The sequence below is a fragment of the Chondromyces apiculatus DSM 436 genome (assembly GCF_000601485.1).
GTDB lineage: Bacteria > Myxococcota_A > Polyangia > Polyangiales > Polyangiaceae > Chondromyces > Chondromyces apiculatus.
The window spans coordinates 65,049-83,985 of record NZ_ASRX01000053.1 but is presented as its reverse complement, the minus strand read 5'-3'; the positions used below and the strand labels follow the sequence as shown (position 1 = coordinate 83,985).

17 protein-coding genes are annotated in these 18,937 nt (G+C 71.0%); 8 read left to right on the top strand and 9 right to left on the bottom strand.

From position 1 onward, the window contains the following. Positions 1 to 46: 46 nt before the first annotated feature. The 3 genes from CAP_RS45775 to orn form a co-directional block, all read right to left on the bottom strand. Positions 47 to 1,657: a serine/threonine-protein kinase gene (locus tag CAP_RS45775; protein ID WP_052376247.1), complete on the bottom strand. Its 1,611-nt coding sequence runs from the start codon at positions 1,655 to 1,657 to the stop codon at positions 47 to 49. 87 nt (positions 1,658 to 1,744) lie between these two features. Continuing rightward, positions 1,745 to 2,455, bottom strand: a complete 711-nt coding sequence (locus CAP_RS29015) for a glutathione S-transferase N-terminal domain-containing protein (RefSeq protein ID WP_044246897.1) — start codon at positions 2,453 to 2,455, stop codon at positions 1,745 to 1,747. Further along, entirely contained in the window at positions 2,452 to 3,039 is a 588-nt protein-coding gene (gene orn, locus CAP_RS29010) for an oligoribonuclease (RefSeq protein ID WP_044246926.1), read from the bottom strand. Before orn ends, CAP_RS29015 begins: the two co-directional genes overlap by 4 nt. A gap of 147 nt (positions 3,040 to 3,186) precedes the next feature. Here orn and CAP_RS54135 point away from each other — a divergent pair, with 147 nt between their 5' ends. The 6 genes from CAP_RS54135 to CAP_RS28985 all read left to right on the top strand — a co-directional run bounded on the left by CAP_RS54135 (position 3,187) and on the right by CAP_RS28985 (position 8,866). Beyond that, on the top strand, positions 3,187 to 3,399 hold the full coding sequence (locus CAP_RS54135; RefSeq protein ID WP_231511752.1) for a hypothetical protein: 213 nt from the start codon (positions 3,187 to 3,189) through the stop codon (positions 3,397 to 3,399). Next, the gene (locus tag CAP_RS29005; RefSeq protein ID WP_044246925.1) at positions 3,396 to 4,262 is read left to right on the top strand and encodes a cation diffusion facilitator family transporter; all 867 of its coding nucleotides are present in this window, start codon (positions 3,396 to 3,398) and stop codon (positions 4,260 to 4,262) included. Before CAP_RS54135 ends, CAP_RS29005 begins: the two co-directional genes overlap by 4 nt. A gap of 110 nt (positions 4,263 to 4,372) precedes the next feature. Further along, entirely contained in the window at positions 4,373 to 5,092 is a 720-nt protein-coding gene (locus CAP_RS29000) for a (2Fe-2S)-binding protein (RefSeq protein WP_231511750.1), read from the top strand. 2 nt (positions 5,093 to 5,094) lie between these two features. Further along, positions 5,095 to 7,518 (top strand): xanthine dehydrogenase family protein molybdopterin-binding subunit, encoded by a 2,424-nt coding sequence (locus CAP_RS28995; RefSeq protein ID WP_044246896.1) that lies wholly within the window; start codon positions 5,095 to 5,097, stop codon positions 7,516 to 7,518. Continuing rightward, on the top strand, positions 7,515 to 8,492 hold the full coding sequence (locus CAP_RS28990) for an FAD binding domain-containing protein (RefSeq protein WP_052376244.1): 978 nt from the start codon (positions 7,515 to 7,517) through the stop codon (positions 8,490 to 8,492). Before CAP_RS28995 ends, CAP_RS28990 begins: the two co-directional genes overlap by 4 nt. Beyond that, on the top strand, positions 8,489 to 8,866 hold the full coding sequence (locus CAP_RS28985; protein ID WP_044246895.1) for a hypothetical protein: 378 nt from the start codon (positions 8,489 to 8,491) through the stop codon (positions 8,864 to 8,866). Before CAP_RS28990 ends, CAP_RS28985 begins: the two co-directional genes overlap by 4 nt. 92 nt (positions 8,867 to 8,958) lie before the next feature. On the opposite strand, the gene CAP_RS28980 is transcribed toward CAP_RS28985, so the two are convergent. From CAP_RS28980 to CAP_RS28960, 5 genes are all read right to left on the bottom strand, one after another. Further along, positions 8,959 to 9,435, bottom strand: coding sequence for a hypothetical protein (locus CAP_RS28980; RefSeq protein WP_044246894.1), 477 nt, complete (start codon positions 9,433 to 9,435; stop codon positions 8,959 to 8,961). Positions 9,436 to 9,480: 45 nt separating this feature from the next. Next, complete coding sequence (locus tag CAP_RS28975) at positions 9,481 to 10,929, bottom strand: hypothetical protein (protein WP_156041227.1); 1,449 nt, start codon at positions 10,927 to 10,929, stop codon at positions 9,481 to 9,483. Next, positions 10,926 to 11,396 (bottom strand): hypothetical protein, encoded by a 471-nt coding sequence (locus CAP_RS28970; protein WP_044246892.1) that lies wholly within the window; start codon positions 11,394 to 11,396, stop codon positions 10,926 to 10,928. The genes CAP_RS28975 and CAP_RS28970 overlap by 4 nt, the downstream gene beginning before the upstream one ends. A 1-nt stretch (position 11,397) precedes the next feature. Beyond that, a complete protein-coding gene (locus CAP_RS28965; RefSeq protein ID WP_044246891.1) occupies positions 11,398 to 13,899 on the bottom strand; it encodes an Hsp70 family protein in 2,502 nt (833 codons plus the stop codon). Between the two features lie 77 nt (positions 13,900 to 13,976). Beyond that, positions 13,977 to 15,128, bottom strand: coding sequence for a bestrophin family protein (locus CAP_RS28960; protein WP_044246890.1), 1,152 nt, complete (start codon positions 15,126 to 15,128; stop codon positions 13,977 to 13,979). Between the two features lie 157 nt (positions 15,129 to 15,285). On the opposite strand from CAP_RS28960, the gene CAP_RS28955 reads away from it, so the two are divergent. Next, the gene (locus tag CAP_RS28955; RefSeq protein WP_044246889.1) at positions 15,286 to 16,638 is read left to right on the top strand and encodes a cytochrome ubiquinol oxidase subunit I; all 1,353 of its coding nucleotides are present in this window, start codon (positions 15,286 to 15,288) and stop codon (positions 16,636 to 16,638) included. Beyond that, complete coding sequence (locus CAP_RS28950; RefSeq protein ID WP_044246888.1) at positions 16,628 to 17,641, top strand: cytochrome d ubiquinol oxidase subunit II; 1,014 nt, start codon at positions 16,628 to 16,630, stop codon at positions 17,639 to 17,641. Before CAP_RS28955 ends, CAP_RS28950 begins: the two co-directional genes overlap by 11 nt. A 66-nt stretch (positions 17,642 to 17,707) precedes the next feature. Here CAP_RS28950 and CAP_RS28945 read toward each other — a convergent pair whose 3' ends face one another. Beyond that, positions 17,708 to 18,913, bottom strand: a complete 1,206-nt coding sequence (locus tag CAP_RS28945; protein WP_052376242.1) for a TauD/TfdA family dioxygenase — start codon at positions 18,911 to 18,913, stop codon at positions 17,708 to 17,710. Positions 18,914 to 18,937 lie beyond the last annotated feature (24 nt).

Here is an 18,937-nt window from a genome sequence, read left to right as displayed (position 1 = left end):
ATGACGCCCGGGGGACCTTACAGGGCCCGGAAGGCGCAGCGCCGGATCACGACTTCTTGCGGGAGAGGGCGCCGAGAGACTGGCTGAAGACCGTGAAGCTCACGTCAGTGAGCAGGGCGAACACGATGAGGCGAACGGAAGTCGCCCGCTGCAGGTGCTCGACCGCCGCCTCCAGGAGGATGGGGGCAGCCTTCTCGATGGGGTAGCCGTAGCTCGTGCTCATCGCGGGGAATGCGACGCTGCGGATGTTGTACTGCTCGGCGCGCTGGAGGCTGACCTCCACCACGCGCTTGAGGAGGGCTGCGCATTCCGGCTCGCGGGAGGCCTGGAACAGGGGGCCCGCGGCGTGGATGACGTTCCGGATGGGCGACGGTAGACGTCCGGCGCCAGTGATCTCGGCGTTGCCCTGAGCACAGCGGCCGATGCGCGTCGCCATCTCGGCAAGCTCGGGGCCTGCCGCGCGGTGAATCGCCTGGCTCACGCCGTCGAAGCCGGGGGTGAGTTTCTCGTCCGCCGGGCAGACGATGGCCTCGGTGCCGAGCTTGACGATGTGGCCACGCACCAGCGAGACGCGACCTTCCTTGACCTGGAGCTCCTGTGCCTCGCGCGGGACGGTGCCGAGCCTCGCGCGCGAGGTCTCCTCGGCGCTGGTGACGGCGACCGCGACGGGGATCCGGCGGGACTCCGGCCCCCGTTCCATGGCGCTGGACAGGCCGGCGCTGCCCACGAGCCCCGAGCCCGACCAGCTCGAGGGGGGTCCGAGGCCCGGGCGGGAATCCGGCGTCGGGGGAATGGGGCGGGCCGTGGGGCGGGAGGAGGAGGAGACGGACGAGACGGAAGGGACGGGGCCGCTGTCCACGTCGGAGGACGAGGCCCGCGTCGGCGCGCCCGTCGCGCTCTCGAAGGCCTCCGCGAGGTCGCGCGCCGAGCCGAAGCGCGCCTCCGGGTCGCGCTGGAGCGCGCGGGCCACCCATGCGTCCACCGCTTCCGGCAGCCCGCGCCGCAGTGTGCTCGGGCGCGCGAACGCCCCCGTCTCCACCGCGATCACGAGCCCGCTCAGCGAGTCTGCGCGGAAAGGCGGACGGCCCGTGAGCGCCTCGTAGGCCACCACCGCGAGCGACCAGAGGTCGGCGTGGTGGTCCACCTGCTTGACGCCGTCGAGCTGCTCGGGGCTCATGTACGGCGTCGCTGGCTGTCCCGAAGGGGGCACGCGCGTGCTGTCGGCGCCTGCGCTCCTGACGAAGCCGAAATCGATCACCTTGACGAAGGGCTCTCCCTCGCCGTCGACGAGGAGGATGGTTTCGGGCCGGATGTCGCGGTGGAACACACCGAACCTGTGGGCCTGGCCGAGCGCCTTGGCGGCCTGGGACACGATGCGGGCCACCTCGTTCAGGGGCCGCGGGCCGAGGCGCTGCAGCCGGCTCTGGAGCGTCTCGCCTTCGAGCAGCTCGAGCACCAGGTAGGCTTCGTTGTCGTCGGTGACCCCGTGGCCGAGAACCTGCGCCACGTGCGGGTTCTTGAGCTGCGCTGCCGCGCGCGCCTCCTGCCGGAAGCGCATGAGCAGATCCGGATCCTTGGCCTGGGACCCGTCGAGGAACTTCACCGCCACCTGGGAGCGGAGCCCGGTATGGTCCGCGACCCAGACGGAGGATCCCATCGCTCCTCCCGAGAGGGGTCGCACAAGCCGGATGGCCTGCGTCAGTTGCTGCCCCGCCTGCATTCGGTGCCGCTCCCTCGCCCTCGTTCAGGCCGCGTAAGTCGCGTTGAGGTACGCGACGATGTCTGCCGACTCGTACAAGCTACGGTCGGTATTGGGGTCATGAAGCCAGGGCACCTGCATCTTGCCCGCGCGCGCGACGAAGGCATCACGCCTCGGACTCCCCTTGCCCACGTTGTGCAGCAGGTAGGGAATCTCCAGCTCGCAGAGCGCCTCGCGGACGATGCGGCAGTAAGGGGAGAGCTCGAAGCTGTAGAGCTCCAGCGGCTTCTCCGGTGCCCGCGCCGCCCGGTAGAGGCGCCCATGGGACAGGCGCCACAGCGAGGTCGAGGTCGAGACCAGGTTGGTGATGGGACCGAGAGAGAGCCCGAACGGGACCCGCCCCGTGCCGTACTGCTCCGCGAGGTAGCGGACGATGGCGTCGGACTCGTACATCTCCTTGCCGGTATTGGGATCCACGAGATAGGGGAACTGGGCCTTGCCACCGCGGCGCCTGATCTCCTCGCGGTAGCGGGGGCCGTCCTTGGGGCAGGGGTAGATCACCGCGTCGAGGTCGAGGGCCGTGAGCGCCTCGCGGACCTTGCGGCAGAAGGGGCAGGCCTCGAATTCGTAGAGTTCGAGCGGCTTCTCGGGACGCGCTCCGAGGGGGCCGACGGAGAGGCTACCGATGCCCAGCCCGCCCCCCAGGCTGACGAGCGTGCCGGCAAAGGATGTCGCAACGTCGAGAGTGCGGTTCATCGGGTGGTCCCGGGGATCGGTGTGGCCATGGCCGACATGTCGGGCATGGGGAAGATGCGGTCGCGGTACCAGCGCAGCTCGGCAATGGACTCGCGAATGTCCTCGAGGGCGCGGTGCACCTCGCGCTTCTTGGGAGCCTCCTTGGCCGGGCACCACCTGCGGACCAGCTCCTTGATGGTGGACACGTCGATGATCCGGTAGTGCAGAAACGAGAGGATCTCCGGCATTCCCTTCTGGAGGAAGGCCCGATCCTTCCAGACCGAGTTGCCGCAGAGGGGAGATTTGCCCGGTTCGCAGTGCTTCGCAAGGAAGGCGAGCGTCTCGTCACGCGCCGAGGAGAGGCTCACGGTAGAAGCGCGGATGCGGTCCAGGAGCCCCGACCGGGTGTGCAGATCGCGGACGAACTCAGTCATGGTCGCGAGGGCCTCCTCGGGCTGGTGGATGACCAGGCAGGGGCCCTCCGCGACGATAGAGAGGTCGCTCTCCGTGACGATCGTGGCGATCTCAACGATGGAGCATCTGTCTTCGTCGAGCCCCGTCATCTCCAGATCGACCCACACCATGCGCTGCGAACGGTCGGGCATCGTACGGAGCATAGTCCGGATCGGGCCGGGGGGGTTGCAGCGGATGCGTGATGGCATGAGGATGGTGGACGTCCATGCGAGACGCCCAGGGCGACCGGCGGTTCCCCCTCGGTGGTCACGACCACGATGGTAGCCGTGACCACGACCATGAGCCTAGCCCTCATCACCACGGCTCTGGCGCCCATGACCACGGTCTGCTCCATGATCACGAAGCCAGCGCTCGCGACCATGGGCCTGACCCTCACGACCATGGGCCTGACCCTCATGACCACGGCCCCGAAGCTCACGGCCATGATGGGCACGATCACGGCCCAGGTGGGCACGACCACCACCATCACCACCACGGTGCTACGCCCCTGAGCCGGCTGGGGTGGGCGTTCGCGCTCACCGCGACCTTCATGGTGGTCGAGGCCGGCGTGGGCTTCTGGTCGGGGAGCCTGGCGCTCGTCGCGGATGCCGGGCACATGCTGGCCGACACCGCGGCGCTCGGGCTGGCCATGATCGCCCAGCGCATCGCGGCGCGGGAGCGGACGCGCGACCGTACCTTCGGCCACCGCCGGGCCGAGGTGCTCGCCGCCTTCGCCAACGGCATCGCCCTCGGCCTGACGGCGATCTGGATCTTCGTCGAGGCCGTGTCGCGCTGGTCTTCCCCGCCCGAGATCCAGGGCGAGGCGGTGGCGATCACCGCGGGCACGGGGCTGCTGGTGAACCTGATCTCGGCGGCCATCCTCTCGGCCGGCCAGGCGGGCCACAACGTCAACACCCGTGCGGCGCTCGCGCACGTGCTCTCCGACGCGCTCGGCTCGGTGGGTGCGCTTGTCTCCGCGCTGCTGATCCTGTTGTTTGGCTGGTACCGCGCCGACCCCACCATCAGCATGGCCATCGGCGGGCTGATCCTCTGGGGAGGCTGGCGCCTCGTGCGCGACACCTCGCACGTGCTCATGGAGGGCAGCCCCGCGGCCATGGATCTCGCGGCCGTGGAGGAGACGATCCGCTCCGTGCAAGGGGTGAAGGATCTCCACGATCTGCACGTGTGGTCGATCTCCGAAGGCTACGACGTGCTCACCGTGCACGTGGTCATCGCCCCCGATCACCACGGCACCGAGGTGGCGGCGGCGGTGAACCGGCGCATGCGCGAGGTGCACGGGCTCAGTCACTGCACGGTGCAGCCCGAGGCCACGCGGCCCGAGGGCCTGGTGAGGCTGCGACGAGGGCCAACATGATCGGGAGCTGACCTGCAGACCGTCCACCGCGCGCAGGATGCGCCTCCGGGAGAGCCCTGAACGGCGCGCGATTCGTGGACGGGTGGGGCAGTCCAGCATACCCTCCAGCCGTGTCGAACGACGGCCAGAACCACGCAGATCGGCGCTCTCTCCGCGAGAAAGACGATGATGAGGATGGGAGTGACGTCGCGCTACCCGGCGCCTCACTCCGGCTCAGCCGACGCCGGTTCCTGGCGGGCACGGGCCTGACTGCGGCCACGACGGCCGTGCTTGAAGCTTGCAAGCCCGCCGCGGTGGGCGGAGCAGGAGGCAAGGGCGCAGAGGTCGCGGGCCCGGGGCAGGTCCCGGTCACGCTGCAGGTGAACGGCAAGGAGCGCACCGTCTCTCTGGAGCCCCGCGCCACCCTCGCCGAGGTGCTCCGCACCGACCTCGGCATGACCGGTACCAAGGTGGTGTGCGACCGCGGCGCCTGCTCTGCCTGTACGGTGTGGCTCGACGGCACCCCCGTGTGCTCCTGCATGACCTTCGCAATGGACGCGGTGGGCCGGGCCATCACCACCGTCGAGGGCCTCTCCAGCGGCGGCGCGCTCCACCCTGTCCAGCAGGCCTTCGTCGAGCACGACGCAGCGCAGTGCGGCTTCTGCACCCCGGGGATGGTGATGAGCTGCGCCGCGCTTCTCCAGCGCAACCCGAGGCCGACGCTCGACGACGTGCGCACGGCGACGAGCGGCAATCTCTGCCGCTGCGGCACCTACCCCAAGGTCTTCGAGGCCACCCTCGCTGCCGCGCGGCGCGGGTCGGGCGGGTCGAGCGGAGCGAAGGGGAGCTGAGCATGGCCGACGAGAATGGCAAGGTCGCCGTCCAGACGGGCCTGGTGTTCCCCGGGGGATCCTCGCTCAGCGAGGTGGAGCGTGCGGTGCCGTCCGACGAACCGCCGCCCTGGCCGCTCAATGCCGAACTCTCGGTGGTCGGCAAGCCGTTCCCGCGTCTCGACGGCCCCCTCAAGGTGACCGGCGCCGCCACCTACACTGCCGACGTGCGCCTCCCGGGCATGCTCCACGCACGCGTGATTCGCTCGCCGCACCCGCACGCGCGGGTCAAGAACATCGACGTGACGGCGGCCGAGCGCCACCCGGCCGCGCGGGCGGTGCACGTGCTCGAGCACATGCGCGGAGGCGCCAAGCTCCGCGACCCCAAGCAGGAAACCCCCTCGAAGTTCCCCATCGTCCGGTACGTCGGCCAGCCCATCGCGGCGATCGCCGCCGCGACCCCCGCGGACGCCGAGGAGGTGATGCGCCTCGTCAAGGTCGACTACGAGGTGCTGCCCTTCGTGGTGGACCTGGAGGAAGCACGCAAGCCCGACGCACCTCGGGTGTTCCCCGGTGCCACGGAGCAGCCCGCCACCGCCGGCGGAGGAGGCGCCGTCCCCAACGTGCCGCAGCAGGGCAACGTCCGCGGTCCCACGAAGACCGGCCCGCTCGGGCCACCGCGCGGGGATGTGGAGAAGGGCTTCGAAGAGGCCGAGATCACCGTGGAGAACACCTTCAGGACGGCCGTACAGACCCACTCGGCCCTGGAGACTCACGGCGTCGTCGCGGACTGGAAGCCCGAGGTGCTCACCGTCTACGCCTCGACGCAGGGCACGAGCACGGTGCGCGACGAACTCGCCGAGGTTTTCGGCCTGCCCAAGGGGAAGATCCGGGTCGTCACCGAGTTCATGGGCGGCGGCTTCGGCTCCAAGTTCGGGATCGGCAACTTCGGCGTCCTCGCCGTGCACCTGTCGAAGAAGGCAAGCGCGCCGGTGCGCCTGATGCTCGATCGCAAAGAGGAGCACGTGAACGGCGGCAACCGCCCGAGCTCCGTGCAGCGGCTGCGCGTCGGCGCGAAGAAGGACGGCTCTCTCACCGCCATCCACCTCACCTCCTGGGGCACGGGGGGCACCGCCACCGGCGCGGGTGCAGGCAACGTCGCCAAGAACATGTATGCCTGCCCCAACATCCTCATCGAGGAGAGCGATGTCTTCACCAACGCGGGGCCGGCGGCGGCCTTCCGCGCGCCGGGGCACCCTCAGGGTGCCTTCGCGCTGGAGCAGGTGATCGACGAACTCGCCGAGAAGCTCGGCATGGATCCCCTCGCCCTGCGCGACAAGATCGACATCGACGAGGACCTCGGCGGACGCAACGTGGACAGCGCGGCGCGGCGCATGGAGCGGAAGATCGGCAGCCAGAAGTTCGACTGGGCGCGGCGCAAGCCGGCTGGGTCGGACAGGGGCCCGGTGAAGCGCGGCCTCGGCGTCGCGCAGTCCATCTGGTACCGCTTCATCGACCTCGACGCGAGCTGCGAGGTGCGCCTGCTGCGGGACGGCACGGTCGAGGTGCTCAGCGCCGTGCAGGACATCGGCACCGGCATCCGCACGGCGCTGGCCCAGGTGGTCGCCGAGGAGCTCGGGCTCCAGCCGAAGGACATCACCGTGCGCGTCGGCGACACCGCCTTCCCCGCAGGCGTCCCCTCGGGCGGCAGCAGGACCACCGGGTCGATCACACCGGCGGCGCGCAACGCAGCCCACGAGGTGCGCCGCCGCTTCCTCGCCGACGTGGCGGCCTCCATGGGCGCGAGGCCCGAGGCGCTCAGCCTGAAAGGCGGCAAGGTGCTCCTCGGGGACGACGGCGGCCGGGGGATTCCCTTCAGGAGCGCCGCGGCCAAGCTCAAGACCGAGCAGATCACCGCCTCCAGGAGCCGCGCCCACGACTACGGCGGCTTCGCCCCCGGGCGGCCCGGCATGAACATGGGTATCGGCGGCTTCGGCGGCGTGCAGTTCGCCGAGGTCACCGTCGACACGGAGACCGGCATCATCAAGGTCGAGCGCGTGGTGGCCGTGCACGACTGTGGACGCCCCATCAACCCGCTCGCGCTGGAGAGCCAGATCAACGGCGGCATCCTCCAGGGCATCTCGTACGCGCTCTACGAGAACCGCGTGCTCGATCGACGGGCCGGCGTGCAGCTCAACCCGAACTTCGAGCAATACAAGGTGCTCGGCGCCCGCGAGGTGCCGGCCATCGAGGTCCTGCTCCTCGAGGAGTACCAGGGCCGCAGCTCCACCGACGCCGGCGGCATCGGCGAGCCAGCGACCGTACCCACGGCGGCTGCCCTGGCGAACGCCGTGTACAACGCGACCGGCGTGAGGATGACGGAGCTGCCGATGACCCCCGCTCGCGTGCTCACGGCACTGGCCGCGGCAAGGAAAGGTGCGCAATGAACCGCTTCGCCTGGGTGACCCCCAGCACCATCGAGGAAGCTGTGGGTGCGCTCGAGCCGGGCGCTCTGGTCAAGGCCGGAGGGATCGATCTGATGGACCTCCTCAAGGAGGGTCTCATCGCCCCCCAGCGCCTCGTGAACCTGCGCGCTGTCGAGGGGCTCGACCGGATCGAGGAGAAGGACGAGGGGCTCCACGTCGGGCCGCTGGTGACCCTGGCGCGCCTCGCCGCCAACCCGATCGTGCAGGGACGCTACCGCGCGCTCGCCGACGCAGCCGGCCATGCAGCGACGCCTCAGATCCGCAACGTCGCCACCGTGGGCGGCAACCTCCTCCAGCGGCCCCGCTGCTGGTACTTCCGGAGCGAAGCCTTCGTCTGCAAGAAGAAGGGCGGCGGCCGGTGCTACGCGCACGGCGGCGAGAACGCCTACCACGCCATCATGAACAACAAGACGTGCGCGGCGGTGCACCCCTCGGCCACCGCAACGGCGCTCCTCGCCCTCGGCGCGAAGCTCAGGATCGCAGGTCCGACCGACGCCCGCGAGGTGCCGCTCGAGACCTTCTTCGTCGCCCCCGAGGTGGACGTCATGCGCGAGAACGCGCTGGGGGCGGGGGAGATCATCACCGAGATCGTGATCCCGTACCCCCCCTCCGAGGCCGGCTCGGCGTACCTCAAACAGGGCGAGAAGGAGTCCTTCGACTGGCCCCTCGCCGAGGTGGCGGTGCTCCTCGAACGCGACGGAAACCGCTGCAAGCGCGCCATCATCGTGCTCGGCGCGGCGGGGCCCGTGCCGGTCCGGGCCAGGACCGCGGAGGCTGCCCTCGCGGACAAGGTGATCGACGACGCCACGGCGCGTGCCGCGGCGAAGGCAGCCGTGCAGGGGGCGACCCCGCTCGAACAGAACGCCTACAAGGTGACCATCTTCGAGGCCATCGTCCGGCGGACGATCCTTGCCGCACGAGGGAACACCGCATGAGCCACGACGACAGCAAGGCCTCCCAGGGCGCTCGTCCTCATCACTTGCCCCTCGTCCCTGCAGAGGGCGCGGTCGCGCTCGCAGCCGACATCACGCAGCCCGAGGCGCAGGTCCGTGTCCGGGAGGCAACCGTTGGAGCGCCGCCGGTGGTGTGCCGCAAGCTCCGCACCAAGCAGGCCTTCGGCTCGCCGCATCCCGGCCTTCTCGACTGGCGTCATGGCCACTCCAGCACCGCCGTGTACTGGTGCCTCTCCACCATGGAGACCGCTGGCCCTGACGACTCGTACGCGCACCCGCACGGCTGCCGCGCGGGCCGTTCCTGTTATCTCCCACCACCTGGCGCCGAGCTCGACGACCCTTCCAGCATTGCCTGAGGACCGCGGCCTCCGGGGCAGCGGGGTGGCTCACCCTGCCTCCACGGGACTCCTCACCAGGCGGCGTGGCTCGCCCTCTCTCCGCGGGGCGCTCACCTGATCGAGAAATCCACGGTCTCTTCCTGGATCACCTGACCGGTGCTGGCATCGTCCAGGATCACCGTGATGGAGTAGTTGTCCGGCACCCAGGGACCACCCGTGCTCGGCACACTTGGCTTCGTAGGATCGAGCGCCGGACCCAGGAGCTGCACGTCGACCGTCACGGTGTCGCCGAGCTGCGCGGTGCTCGGGCGCGGGAAGATGTTCCGCTCCAGGATGATGAGCTTCACCTCGTTCTCGCCCGGCGGCGCGGCGCCACCGCTCAGCTTGAAGTTCAGGCGCGAGTTGGTGTCACCGCCCCTCAGGTAGATGATGCAGTGGATCTCGTCGAAGCGGGTGAAACTGCTCACCCCGATGCTCCCGTCGGTCGACATGTACACTTCCATGATCGGCTCGCACCCCGTCACGGCGAGTGCAGGAGCCATCAGGGCAAACGAGAGGAACGAGCGGCGGGACGGGAGGAGCGCCATGGCGGAGGCGAGCTTAACACCGCCGCCACCGTCGCCTGAAGCCCCTCAGACCCCGCAGGCGAGGTTGTCCCGCGCCCGCGCGGCGGCCCTCTCGTCCCCCACCGCCTCCGCCTCGGCGAGGAGCCAGCGGAACATCGCGTTCGCCAGGGCCCGCTGCCCGCGCACGTTGAACAGCCACACGGCGAGGTGACACACCTCGACGTTCATCCTGGGGAACGACAGGCGCCGCAGCTCCATCCCCACCAGCGCCGCGGCCTGCTCGTAGCGGCCCTTGAGCGCGATCCACTCCCGCCACTCGTCGATGGCCGGCAGCGCCCGGGCCTCGTCCACGCGCCGACGCAGCCTCTCCACGGTCAACTCCAGCTCTGCCAGCAGGTCGCTCCGGAGCTGCCGGTTTGCGCGACGCAGCATTTCGCCGAGATCGTCCCACTGCTCATGGGGAATCCGTGCCGCCTGCACGAGTGCCACCAGGTCCTCCACGGCCGAGGACCGCAATCCCTCGATCGCCGCCTGTGCGCCCGATGCCCCGATGGCCCGGGCGCGCTCCTCGACCTCCGCGCGCGCCGCCTCGTCCTCGAACACCGCGTCCCAGGCCCCGCCGAGCCGGCGCAGGTCTTCGCCGTTCACCCCGCCCTCTCCCCGGAGGAGCAGCGCTGCATGCAGCGCCACCGCGTGCCCCCACCGATCTCCTTCGCGTACCACCCCCCTGACCTTCGGCGCCTCCACCTGCGGCCCCCGCTCCAGCCGGGGCCGGAGCGCCCGCTGCACCAGCGCAAGCGTTGCTCTCCGCCGGGGCGCGAGGAGCCAGCGCGCCCACAGGCCGACGTCACCTGGCGCGCCCTCCGCGTCGAGCAGCCGCGCCGCCACCGCGCCGAGCAGCGCCACGTCGCGCCCCCCTCGCCATCCGACGGCGCAGAGCGCCGACACCTCGCTCCAGGCCCCACGCGCAGCAGCATCGGCCGCAAGCCAGCGCAGGGCGACCTCGCCGGCGAGGCGCGGGCAGGCGCGTGCGTCGACGTGCTCCAGGCTCTCGAGCAGCGCCCGCGCCCCTGCGAGGTCCCCGCGGTAAGCCGCGAGCAAGCCCATGGCTCCGATCCCGGCTCCCCGCAGCGTCTCGAACCCCGTGCTCAGCTCCTGGACCTCGAACAGCATCCGTAGCCGCCTGAGGTCACCTCGGCGGAGGGCCATCAAGGCCCTCGCCACGAGCCATGCCACCTGCAGCGCCTCGCCCTCCGGACCCGGCTTCTCGACCCCGAGGAGCTTCCGCTCCAGCCACCCCGCGAGCGCCTCGTCCCCCGCAGGCCTCCGGCAGAGGGCCCACGCGCCGGCAAGCACCGCCCCGCCACGCCGGTCGGCGAGGAACGTCCAGTCGGCGAGCGTGGCCATGTAGTACGCGAACCGCGGCAACCCCAGCGGGATCAACACCCAGCGCGTGATCAGCCACGGCGCGAACACCACCAGGAGTACCGCGAGCACCACGAGGAGCAGCATCACCGGGCGCTCCGCCCTGCAGCCCACCCGAGCGCCTGCAGCGCCTCCGGCCACGGCGCGAGCGGATTCTCTCCCTCGCGCGCGCGCGCCTCTGCGGCGGCCTCCGCGGCCATCGCCTCCAGCTCCGCCTCCTCGGCCAGCTCCGCGGCCTCCAGAGCGGTCACCCGCCTTGTCCCGGATCGCTCCGGTTCCTCTCCTGAATCCGGCGTGAGCCGCGCCCACAGCTCGTGCCCGAGCCGCTTCTCCGGATCGCGCAGCTCCGCCATGGCCCGGCGCACCTTGTCCGGCGTCCGCTCTCCGGGGCCCACGGGTGTCGCGTAGGTCCCCGCGCTCTTGAGCTTCAGCTCCAGCATCCCGAGGAGCTTTTGCCCCTCGCGCTCCACCTCCATCCGGGTCGCCGCGGGCCGGAGGCCGAGCACGTAGAAGGGGTTGTCGCGGATGCGCCCGAGCGCCTCGTCTCCGCGGCCCATCTCAGCGCACCCCCGAGTCGTGGCCGAGCCGCCGCTTCTGCACGTCGACGGGCATCAGCTTCCAGAGCTGCTCCGTCACCGCGCGCAGCGCCGCCTTGTCGCCCTTCTCCTGGGCCTGTCGCCCCTCGCGCACGAGCCGCTGCGCCTTCACCAGGTCCGACGACTGATCGACCTCCGACGCCGCCTCATCGAACATCCACGTCCAGGCGTCCGGGTGCCGGTAGAACGCGGCGTTGCTCAGGCTGTGCACCAGCCGGAGCTGCCGCTGCAGCTCGAGGAGATTGCGCTCCGCCCGCGCCCGCGCCACCGCCTCGGCCGCCTCGCCGAGGAGCTGCTTCTCCGTCTTCGAGCCCAGCTCTCCCACCCAGCGCGACGCCGCCGCCACCGCGACCTGCGCCTCCTTCGACAGCTCCGGCCAGCGCTTGTCGCCCTCGGCCTGCTCCAGCATCGCGTCCAGGTCGAGCAGCGACCGCCGCGCCTTCTGCCCCGCGTCCGCGTCTCCCCCCTTCGCCGCGGCGATGTCACGCTCCACCTCGGGCAGCGTGCACTCCACGTACGTCAGCTTGCCGACCGCATGGGGATCGTCTCGCTTCACCGCATCGATCTTGAGCGCCGCGAGCCGCGTCCGCATCGCCCCGAGCGACGCCGTGAGCACCTCCACGGCCGCGTCGGGCACGAGCAGGTGGGCCACCTGCTCGAACACCAGCCCCTGCGCAGGGATCAACGCCCGCGCCGACAGGTGGCCTCCCCTGTCGAGCTCCAGGGTGAGCTCCACCGACGACCCCGCCGGCAAGCTCGCCTTGAGCCCGTCGCCCTTGATCTCCAGGGTGCCCACCACCCGGCAGAGGTGCGCCTGCTCCATCTCCCCCTGCACCACCGGGATCTTGAGCAGGTGCCCCCCGCTCCCCCGCGCCACGCTCTCCACCGTCTGGTGCACGAACGTCCGCTTCGCCGGCAAGGGCGCCCCGCGCTCGAAGTACACCCGGACCGCGTTGTCGGCGAGCGCGACGCCAATGGTCCGCGACAGCGGCGGATCGCTGATGGTCAGCCCCTGCACGATGGTGATCGCCGCCGGCTGCACCTCGACCTTCGTCCCCTCCGCGCTCCGCCCCTCCAGCCGGAACACGTTGGGCCGCCGCGGCAACAGCTCTGCCGACACCACGAATGCTCCCTCCTCGTCGAGGGGTCCCTCCACGCTCTCCCACTGCCCATCGCCGCGCACGAGCTTCACGGCCGCGAGCGCGTCCTTGCCCCCGGCCCTGCCGCCCTTTGCGCCATCGTCCACCCTGCGCCCGATCACGTGCGGGAGGAGATCCGAGGTCATCGCCGGGTACTGCAACCAGAGCTTCTGGACCGCCCCGCTCCCGGCACCCCCGGCGCCTCCGCTCTCGGCCTGCGCGCGCGCGTCGAGCCCTGCCGTCGCCGCGTAGAGTGCCGCGCCCTGCGCGACCAGCGTCATCGGATCCAGCCCCTCGCCGAAGGGCGCCCCGAGCGCCTCCTTCACGCGCGCCCGCACCACCGGCATCACCGTCGGCCCCCCCACCAGCACCACCCGCGCGAGCTGCGCCGGCGAGAGCCCGTGCGCCGTGAGCAGACGCCGGCACACCTCGATCGAGCGATCCACGATGGGCGCGCACAGCGCCTCCAGCGTCACCCGGTCGAGCGACAGGTCCACGTCGATGGACCGCCCCCCCACCTCGAACACGCCGGCGAGAGAGAGAAGCGCCTCCCGCCCCCGCGTCAGCTCGATCTTCGCCTCCTCCACCGCCAGCTTGAGCTTGCGCACCCCGGCCGCGTGCGCCGCCTCCGCGCGGCTCAGCGACACCCCGTGCGCGCGGCCCACCTCGGCGAGCGCCCAGTCCACCACGGCCCAGTCGAAGTCGCGCCCGCCGAGGAAGTTGTCCCCGTCGTGCCCCACCACCCGGAGCAGCCCGTCGCGCGTCTCCAGGAGCGACGCGTCGAACGTCCCGCCTCCGAGATCGTACACGAGCCAGCTCCCCACCTGCTCCTCGGCGGACCACCCCGTCGCGAGCGCCGACGCCACCGGCTCCTGGATCAGCTCCACCCGCTCGAACCCCGCGAGCCGCGCCGCCTCCGACGTCGCCGCGCTCTGCGGCACCTCGAACAGCGCGGGCACCGAGATCACGGCCCGGCTCGGCGCGACCCCGAACTGCTCGGCCACGTCGGCGCGCAGGGACTTCAGCACCTCGGCGGCCAGCGCCTCGGGCTTGCGGGTCAGCTTCGCCGCCGCGAACGGGATCTCCTGCGCCGTACCCATCAGCCGCTTGAACTCGCTGCGCGTATTCTGGGGATCGGTCTCCAGGAACCGACGCGCCCTCCCCCCCACCGAGACCGTACCCTTGCCGTCGATCCGCACCACACTCGGGGTCAGTGACGACCCCTGCGCATTGCGCACCAGCGACACCTGATCACCGTCGAAGACCGCGGCAGTGGAGTTGGTGGTGCCGAGATCGATGCCTACGTACAGGGGCTTTCCGGACATCGAGGCGAATCATACCGCTTACCGCTCCTGCCGGTAGGCGGACCGAGCTGGTCAGGAGACGAACCACCCTGCATGGCTCAGTACAGCATCCCGTTGTCCGGCTGCAGCGGCGCCGGCAGGTCTGTCTCACCCAGCATCTGCCGCAGGTTGATCTCGATGGTCCGGCTCAGCGACGTCATCGGCACGTCGCTCACGTCGTCCTCGAAGGGCGTCTCCACATCGCGCCCGATCGCGTCCATGGCGATGAACAGGAAGGAGACGATGGCGTTCACGATCGGCGTGAGCCACCCGAGCTCGTTCACCACCCCGAGCGGCATCAGCCCCAGGTACACGTGCACCATCACCCGCGGCAGGATGTCGTACTGCCTGGGGATGGGCGTGTTCTTGATGCGCTCGCACGCGCCCAGGATGTTGGCCAGGTCGGTCAGCGAGCGGTCCATGGCCACCAGCCGGAAGATGTCCTGGGGGCCCGCCTCCCGCCCGTAGATACGGCGGAGACGCGCTCCCATCCACACCAGGATCGCGGCAGGGACGTTCTGCTCACTGCGCAGCGCGTTCAGCACCACCGGCCTGAAGAAGCCATCGATCTCCGACAACGAGTCCTGTCGCCGCAGGTGGCAGCGCAGCGCGTGCACGAACCCGATCTGCGCGTAGACCAGCTCCCTGCCGTTCTCGACCACCTTCTCCATGGATCCCGCGGCCTGCTCGTTGTTCGTCGCTTGCGCCACCTCCAGGGAGGTCCGGACCTCCTTGCGGCTGCCGGGCGTGTGGAGGTCGCGGGCATGGCCGAGCGGATCCCGCACCGCCCCGTCGCTCGACTGCGCGAGCAGCTCGTCCACGTCGAGCTTGCCGTCCTTGTCCACGAACACCGCGGTCTGCAGGAGGCGCGAGGCAGGCACCGACTCGCGCTGGGTGTCGGGGGTGCCGTCCGGAGTCGTGGGAAGGAAGGTGAGCACCTGGCGCGCGAACGAGCGTGACATGTTCACCAGCGACCCCCAGAGCGTGCGCGCCTCCCACCAGCGCTCGTAGGCGTTGTTGTTCCGGAAGGCGAGCAGCACGCCGAGCGCCGTGGCGATCACCGTGAGCGGCAGCGATGGCACCGATAGCCACCCGAAGTCGAGCGTCGTGTAGGCAGCGACCACGCCCACGGCGAACAGCACGTGAAAGAGCACCGGCAGGCCGGTGTAGCGAAGGACGATACGACCCGAGAGGGTTTTGCTGACGATCAACGCGCTTCTCCTGAATGCGCCATCCTTCACCAGGAAGGCAGAGGACCGCCATGCCCAAGTGGCGCTGTCGGCCTGCGCAGCCCCGGACACATTTCACATGTACGGCCCTCACCTGTTGATTGCCTGGGAGCCGCCCCTAAAGGACATTCATCCCGCCATGGACCTCCTCTACGCGCGCGCCCAGATGGGGCTCTCCCTCGCCTTCCACATCGTGTTCGCGGCGGCAGGCATCGCGCTGCCCCTCCTGATGGTCCTGAGCGACCTCAAGGCGCGGAGGACGGGCGACGCCCACTACGTGACCCTCAGCCGCAAGCTGGCGAAGGGCACGGCCATCCTCTTCGCTGTGGGCGCGGTGAGCGGCACCGTCCTCTCCTTCGAGCTCGGCCTGCTCTGGCCCGAGCTGATGGGCACCTACGGCGAGGTGATCGGGCTGCCCTTCGCGCTCGAAGGCACCGCCTTCTTCACGGAGGCCGTCTTCCTCGGCATCTACCTCTACGGCCGCGACCGGATCTCCCCGTCGCTCCACCTCTTCTCCGGAGTGATGGTCGCGCTCAGCGGCGCGGCGAGCGCGTTCTTCGTCACCCTCGTGAACGCCTTCATGAACCACCCGGCGGGCTTCACCCCCACCCCGCACGGGCCGGTGGACGTCGATCCTGTGGCGGCGATGTTCGGCCCGAGCTGGCTGCACCAGACCTCGCACACCCTCGTCGCCTGCTACCAGGCGAGCGCCTTCGCGATGGCGGGCATCCACGCGCTCGTCCTGCTCCGGCACCCTGGCTCGACCTTCCACCGCAAGGCGCTCTCCATCGCCCTGCCGCTCGCGTGCGCGACGGCGCTCCTCCAGCCCCTCATCGGGGACCTCTCGGCGAAGCACGTCGCCACCGCGCAGCCCGTGAAGTTCGCGGCGCTGGAGGCTCACTTCGAGACTGCGCGCGGGGCGCCCATCAGCCTGGGCGGGCTGCCCGACGTGGAGACCGCCACGACCCGCTATGCGCTGGAGATCCCGAAGGCCCTCTCCATCCTGGCCTTCAACGACCCCGACGCCGAGGTGAAGGGCCTGAAGGAGTTCCCGCGCGACGAGTGGCCCCCCATCGCGAAGGTGCACTTCGCCTTCCAGCTCATGGTCGGGACCGGGACGACCATGGCCCTGCTCGCGGCGCTCACCCTGTTCCTGCGCTTCCGACGCAAGGCCTGGCCCGACGGCCGCCGCATGCTCTGGGCCTGGCTCCTCTGCGGGCCGCTCGGCGTCGTGGCCATGGAGGCCGGGTGGCTGACCACCGAGTGGGGACGGCAGCCCTGGATCATCCACGGGGTGATGCGCACCGCCGACGCCGTGACCCCGGTGCCGCACCTCGCCGCGCCCTTCTGGACCTTCACCCTGGTCTACGCTTTCCTCGGCGTGATGGTGGTCTTCCTCCTCGTGCGGCAGGTGGCCGGGACCTTGCCGGGTCACGAGGGCGCCGGGGGACACGACGCGCACGACGATCCGGAGCCCTCCCATGCCCACTGAGCTGTGGCTCGGCGGCGCGCTCCTCGGCGCCTTCGTGCTCTACGCCCTCTTCGGGGGGGCCGACTTCGGCGGCGGCGTGTGGGACCTCTTCGCCCGCGGCCCCCGGCGCGACGCGCAGCGGGCGCTCATCGCCAAGGCGCTCGGACCGGTGTGGGAGGTCAACCACGTCTGGCTGATCATCGGCGTCGTCATCCTCTTCGGCGCTTTCCCGCCCGCGTTCGCTGCGCTGTCGGTGGCGCTGCACGTGCCGCTGTCGCTGTTCCTCCTCGGCGTCATCTTCCGGGGCACGGCGTTCACCTTCCGCACCTACGACGCGCGCGGCGACGCCGTGCAGCGGCGCTGGGGGCGCGTGTTCAGCGTGGCGAGCGTGCTGTCGCCGGCCCTCCTCGGCGCCTGCGTGGGGGCGGTGGTGAGCGGCGCCATCCGGGTCGAGGGGCGGGTGGTGGTGAGCGGGTTCTTCGCGCCCTGGCTCTCCCCCTTCGCGCTGTCGGTGGGCGCGCTGGCGCTTTGCCTGTTTGCCTTCCTGGCGGCGGTCTACCTGACCGCGGAGACCCGGGAGCGCGCGCTCCAGGAGGACTTCCGCCGTCGCGCGCTCGGGTCGGGTGTCGCGGTCTTCGGGGCAGCCTTCGGCGTGCTGCTCCTCGCGCGGAGCGGCGCGCCGAGGGTGTGGTCGGGGCTGACGAGCTCCCCCTTCGCACTCGTACTCCATGGAGTGACGGCTGCCACGTCCATCACGGCGCTCGCCCTCCTCGTCGCGCGGCGCTACTGGCCGGCCCGGATCGCGGCGGCCGCGCAGGTGGCCTTCATCGTGGTGGGCTGGGCCGTGTCGCAGTACCCCTACCTCGTGGTCCCCGACGTCACCGTGCAAAGCGCGGCGGCGGGCAGCGCCACCCAGCGGGCGTTGCTCTGGGCCCTGGCCGCGGGCGCAGCGCTGATCCTCCCCTCGCTGCTCCTGCTCCTGCGGGTGTTCCAGACCTCCATGCAGGCCCCTTCGCGCAAATGAGCGCGAGGTGGCGGCCTCCTCGCGGCGGCCCCCCCGCGTAGAGGAGCGCGCGAGGGACTGGCCGCCTCACGCCCAGGCGACGACCACCTCGCGCGGGCCCTGGTAGGGCATGCGCCCATGCGCCACGATCGCGTTGTCGATCGCGACCACGTCCCCGCGCCGCCACGGAAACACCACCAGGTTCTGCCAGATCACGTCGCGCACGTGCTCCAGGTCCGCCTCCGGGATCTCCCGGCCGTCCCGGTACGTGCAGTGCAAGGTCAGCTCGTCCGACCTGCGCAGCCTGCGCTGGGCCGCGGTGAGGACGCGGCTCGCCTGGAGCATCCCGAAGAGCCACGGCTCCGGGCGCCGCGCGAAGAGCCGCCGGTACTCCGAGGTGGCGGTCGAGAGGTGGAAGACCTGCACGTGGTTGAACCACGCCATGTCGCCGGTCTCCGGGTGCGCCCGCGCCGCCTCCTGCTCGCTCGTGAGCCGCAAACCGCCGTCCGGAAGCCAGGTCGGCTTGAAGCCCTCGACCGCGCACTTGGCCTCGACCTCGGCCCGATCCGTGGTGCCGAAGATCTCGTCCCAGCGCTTGAGCTGCCAGGGATCGAACTTGCGCCCGAACGCCTTCACCCTGGCCAGGGCATCGCCCGCGCCGCCCGCGCCCTCCTCACCGCCCGCATCGCCCGCGCCGTTGGCGCCGCGTGCGGACGACCCGTCCGGTGCTCCGTAGTTGCGCACGATCCGGATCCCCCGCTCCGCGAAGCGGTCGCGCACCTCGGGCCGGAGGCCCGCATAGACCTTGCGGAAGTCGCAGAGCGGCGTCTCACCCCCGGAGGCGGGCGCGGTCAGGCAGCAGAAGAAGAGCCGGCGCGGAGGGCGCGCCGTGAAGCTCATCTCGCAGTGCTGCGGGATCGGGTAGTAGCCGGGCAGCTCGCTCGCGGAGAACACGTAGTCGGTCAGCGCCTTGCGCGGCGAGGTCCCCATGTACTCCCGCGACAGCTCCGGATCGACGGCGCGCGCCACCCGCTCGAAGTCGTGCGGCTCCTGGACGTCGAAGCCGCGCAAGAGGAGCGCGCCGTGGACGCGGAGGCGCGCCGCGAGCTCCTCCTGGTGGGCCTCGAGCCACGCGATGAGGGGTGGCAGCGCCCGCTGGGCCCGGGCCGCGATGACGAGGGGCAGGCCGCGCTCGTCGAGGGGCGCGATGTCGTAGGGGCCGTCGAGCAGGCGCGGAGGCGGGCGCGTGGACGCGCGCGCGGGCGTGGACGGAGGGGGGGTGGTCTGGGCCATGCGCCGCGATTGGAGCAGGACCCA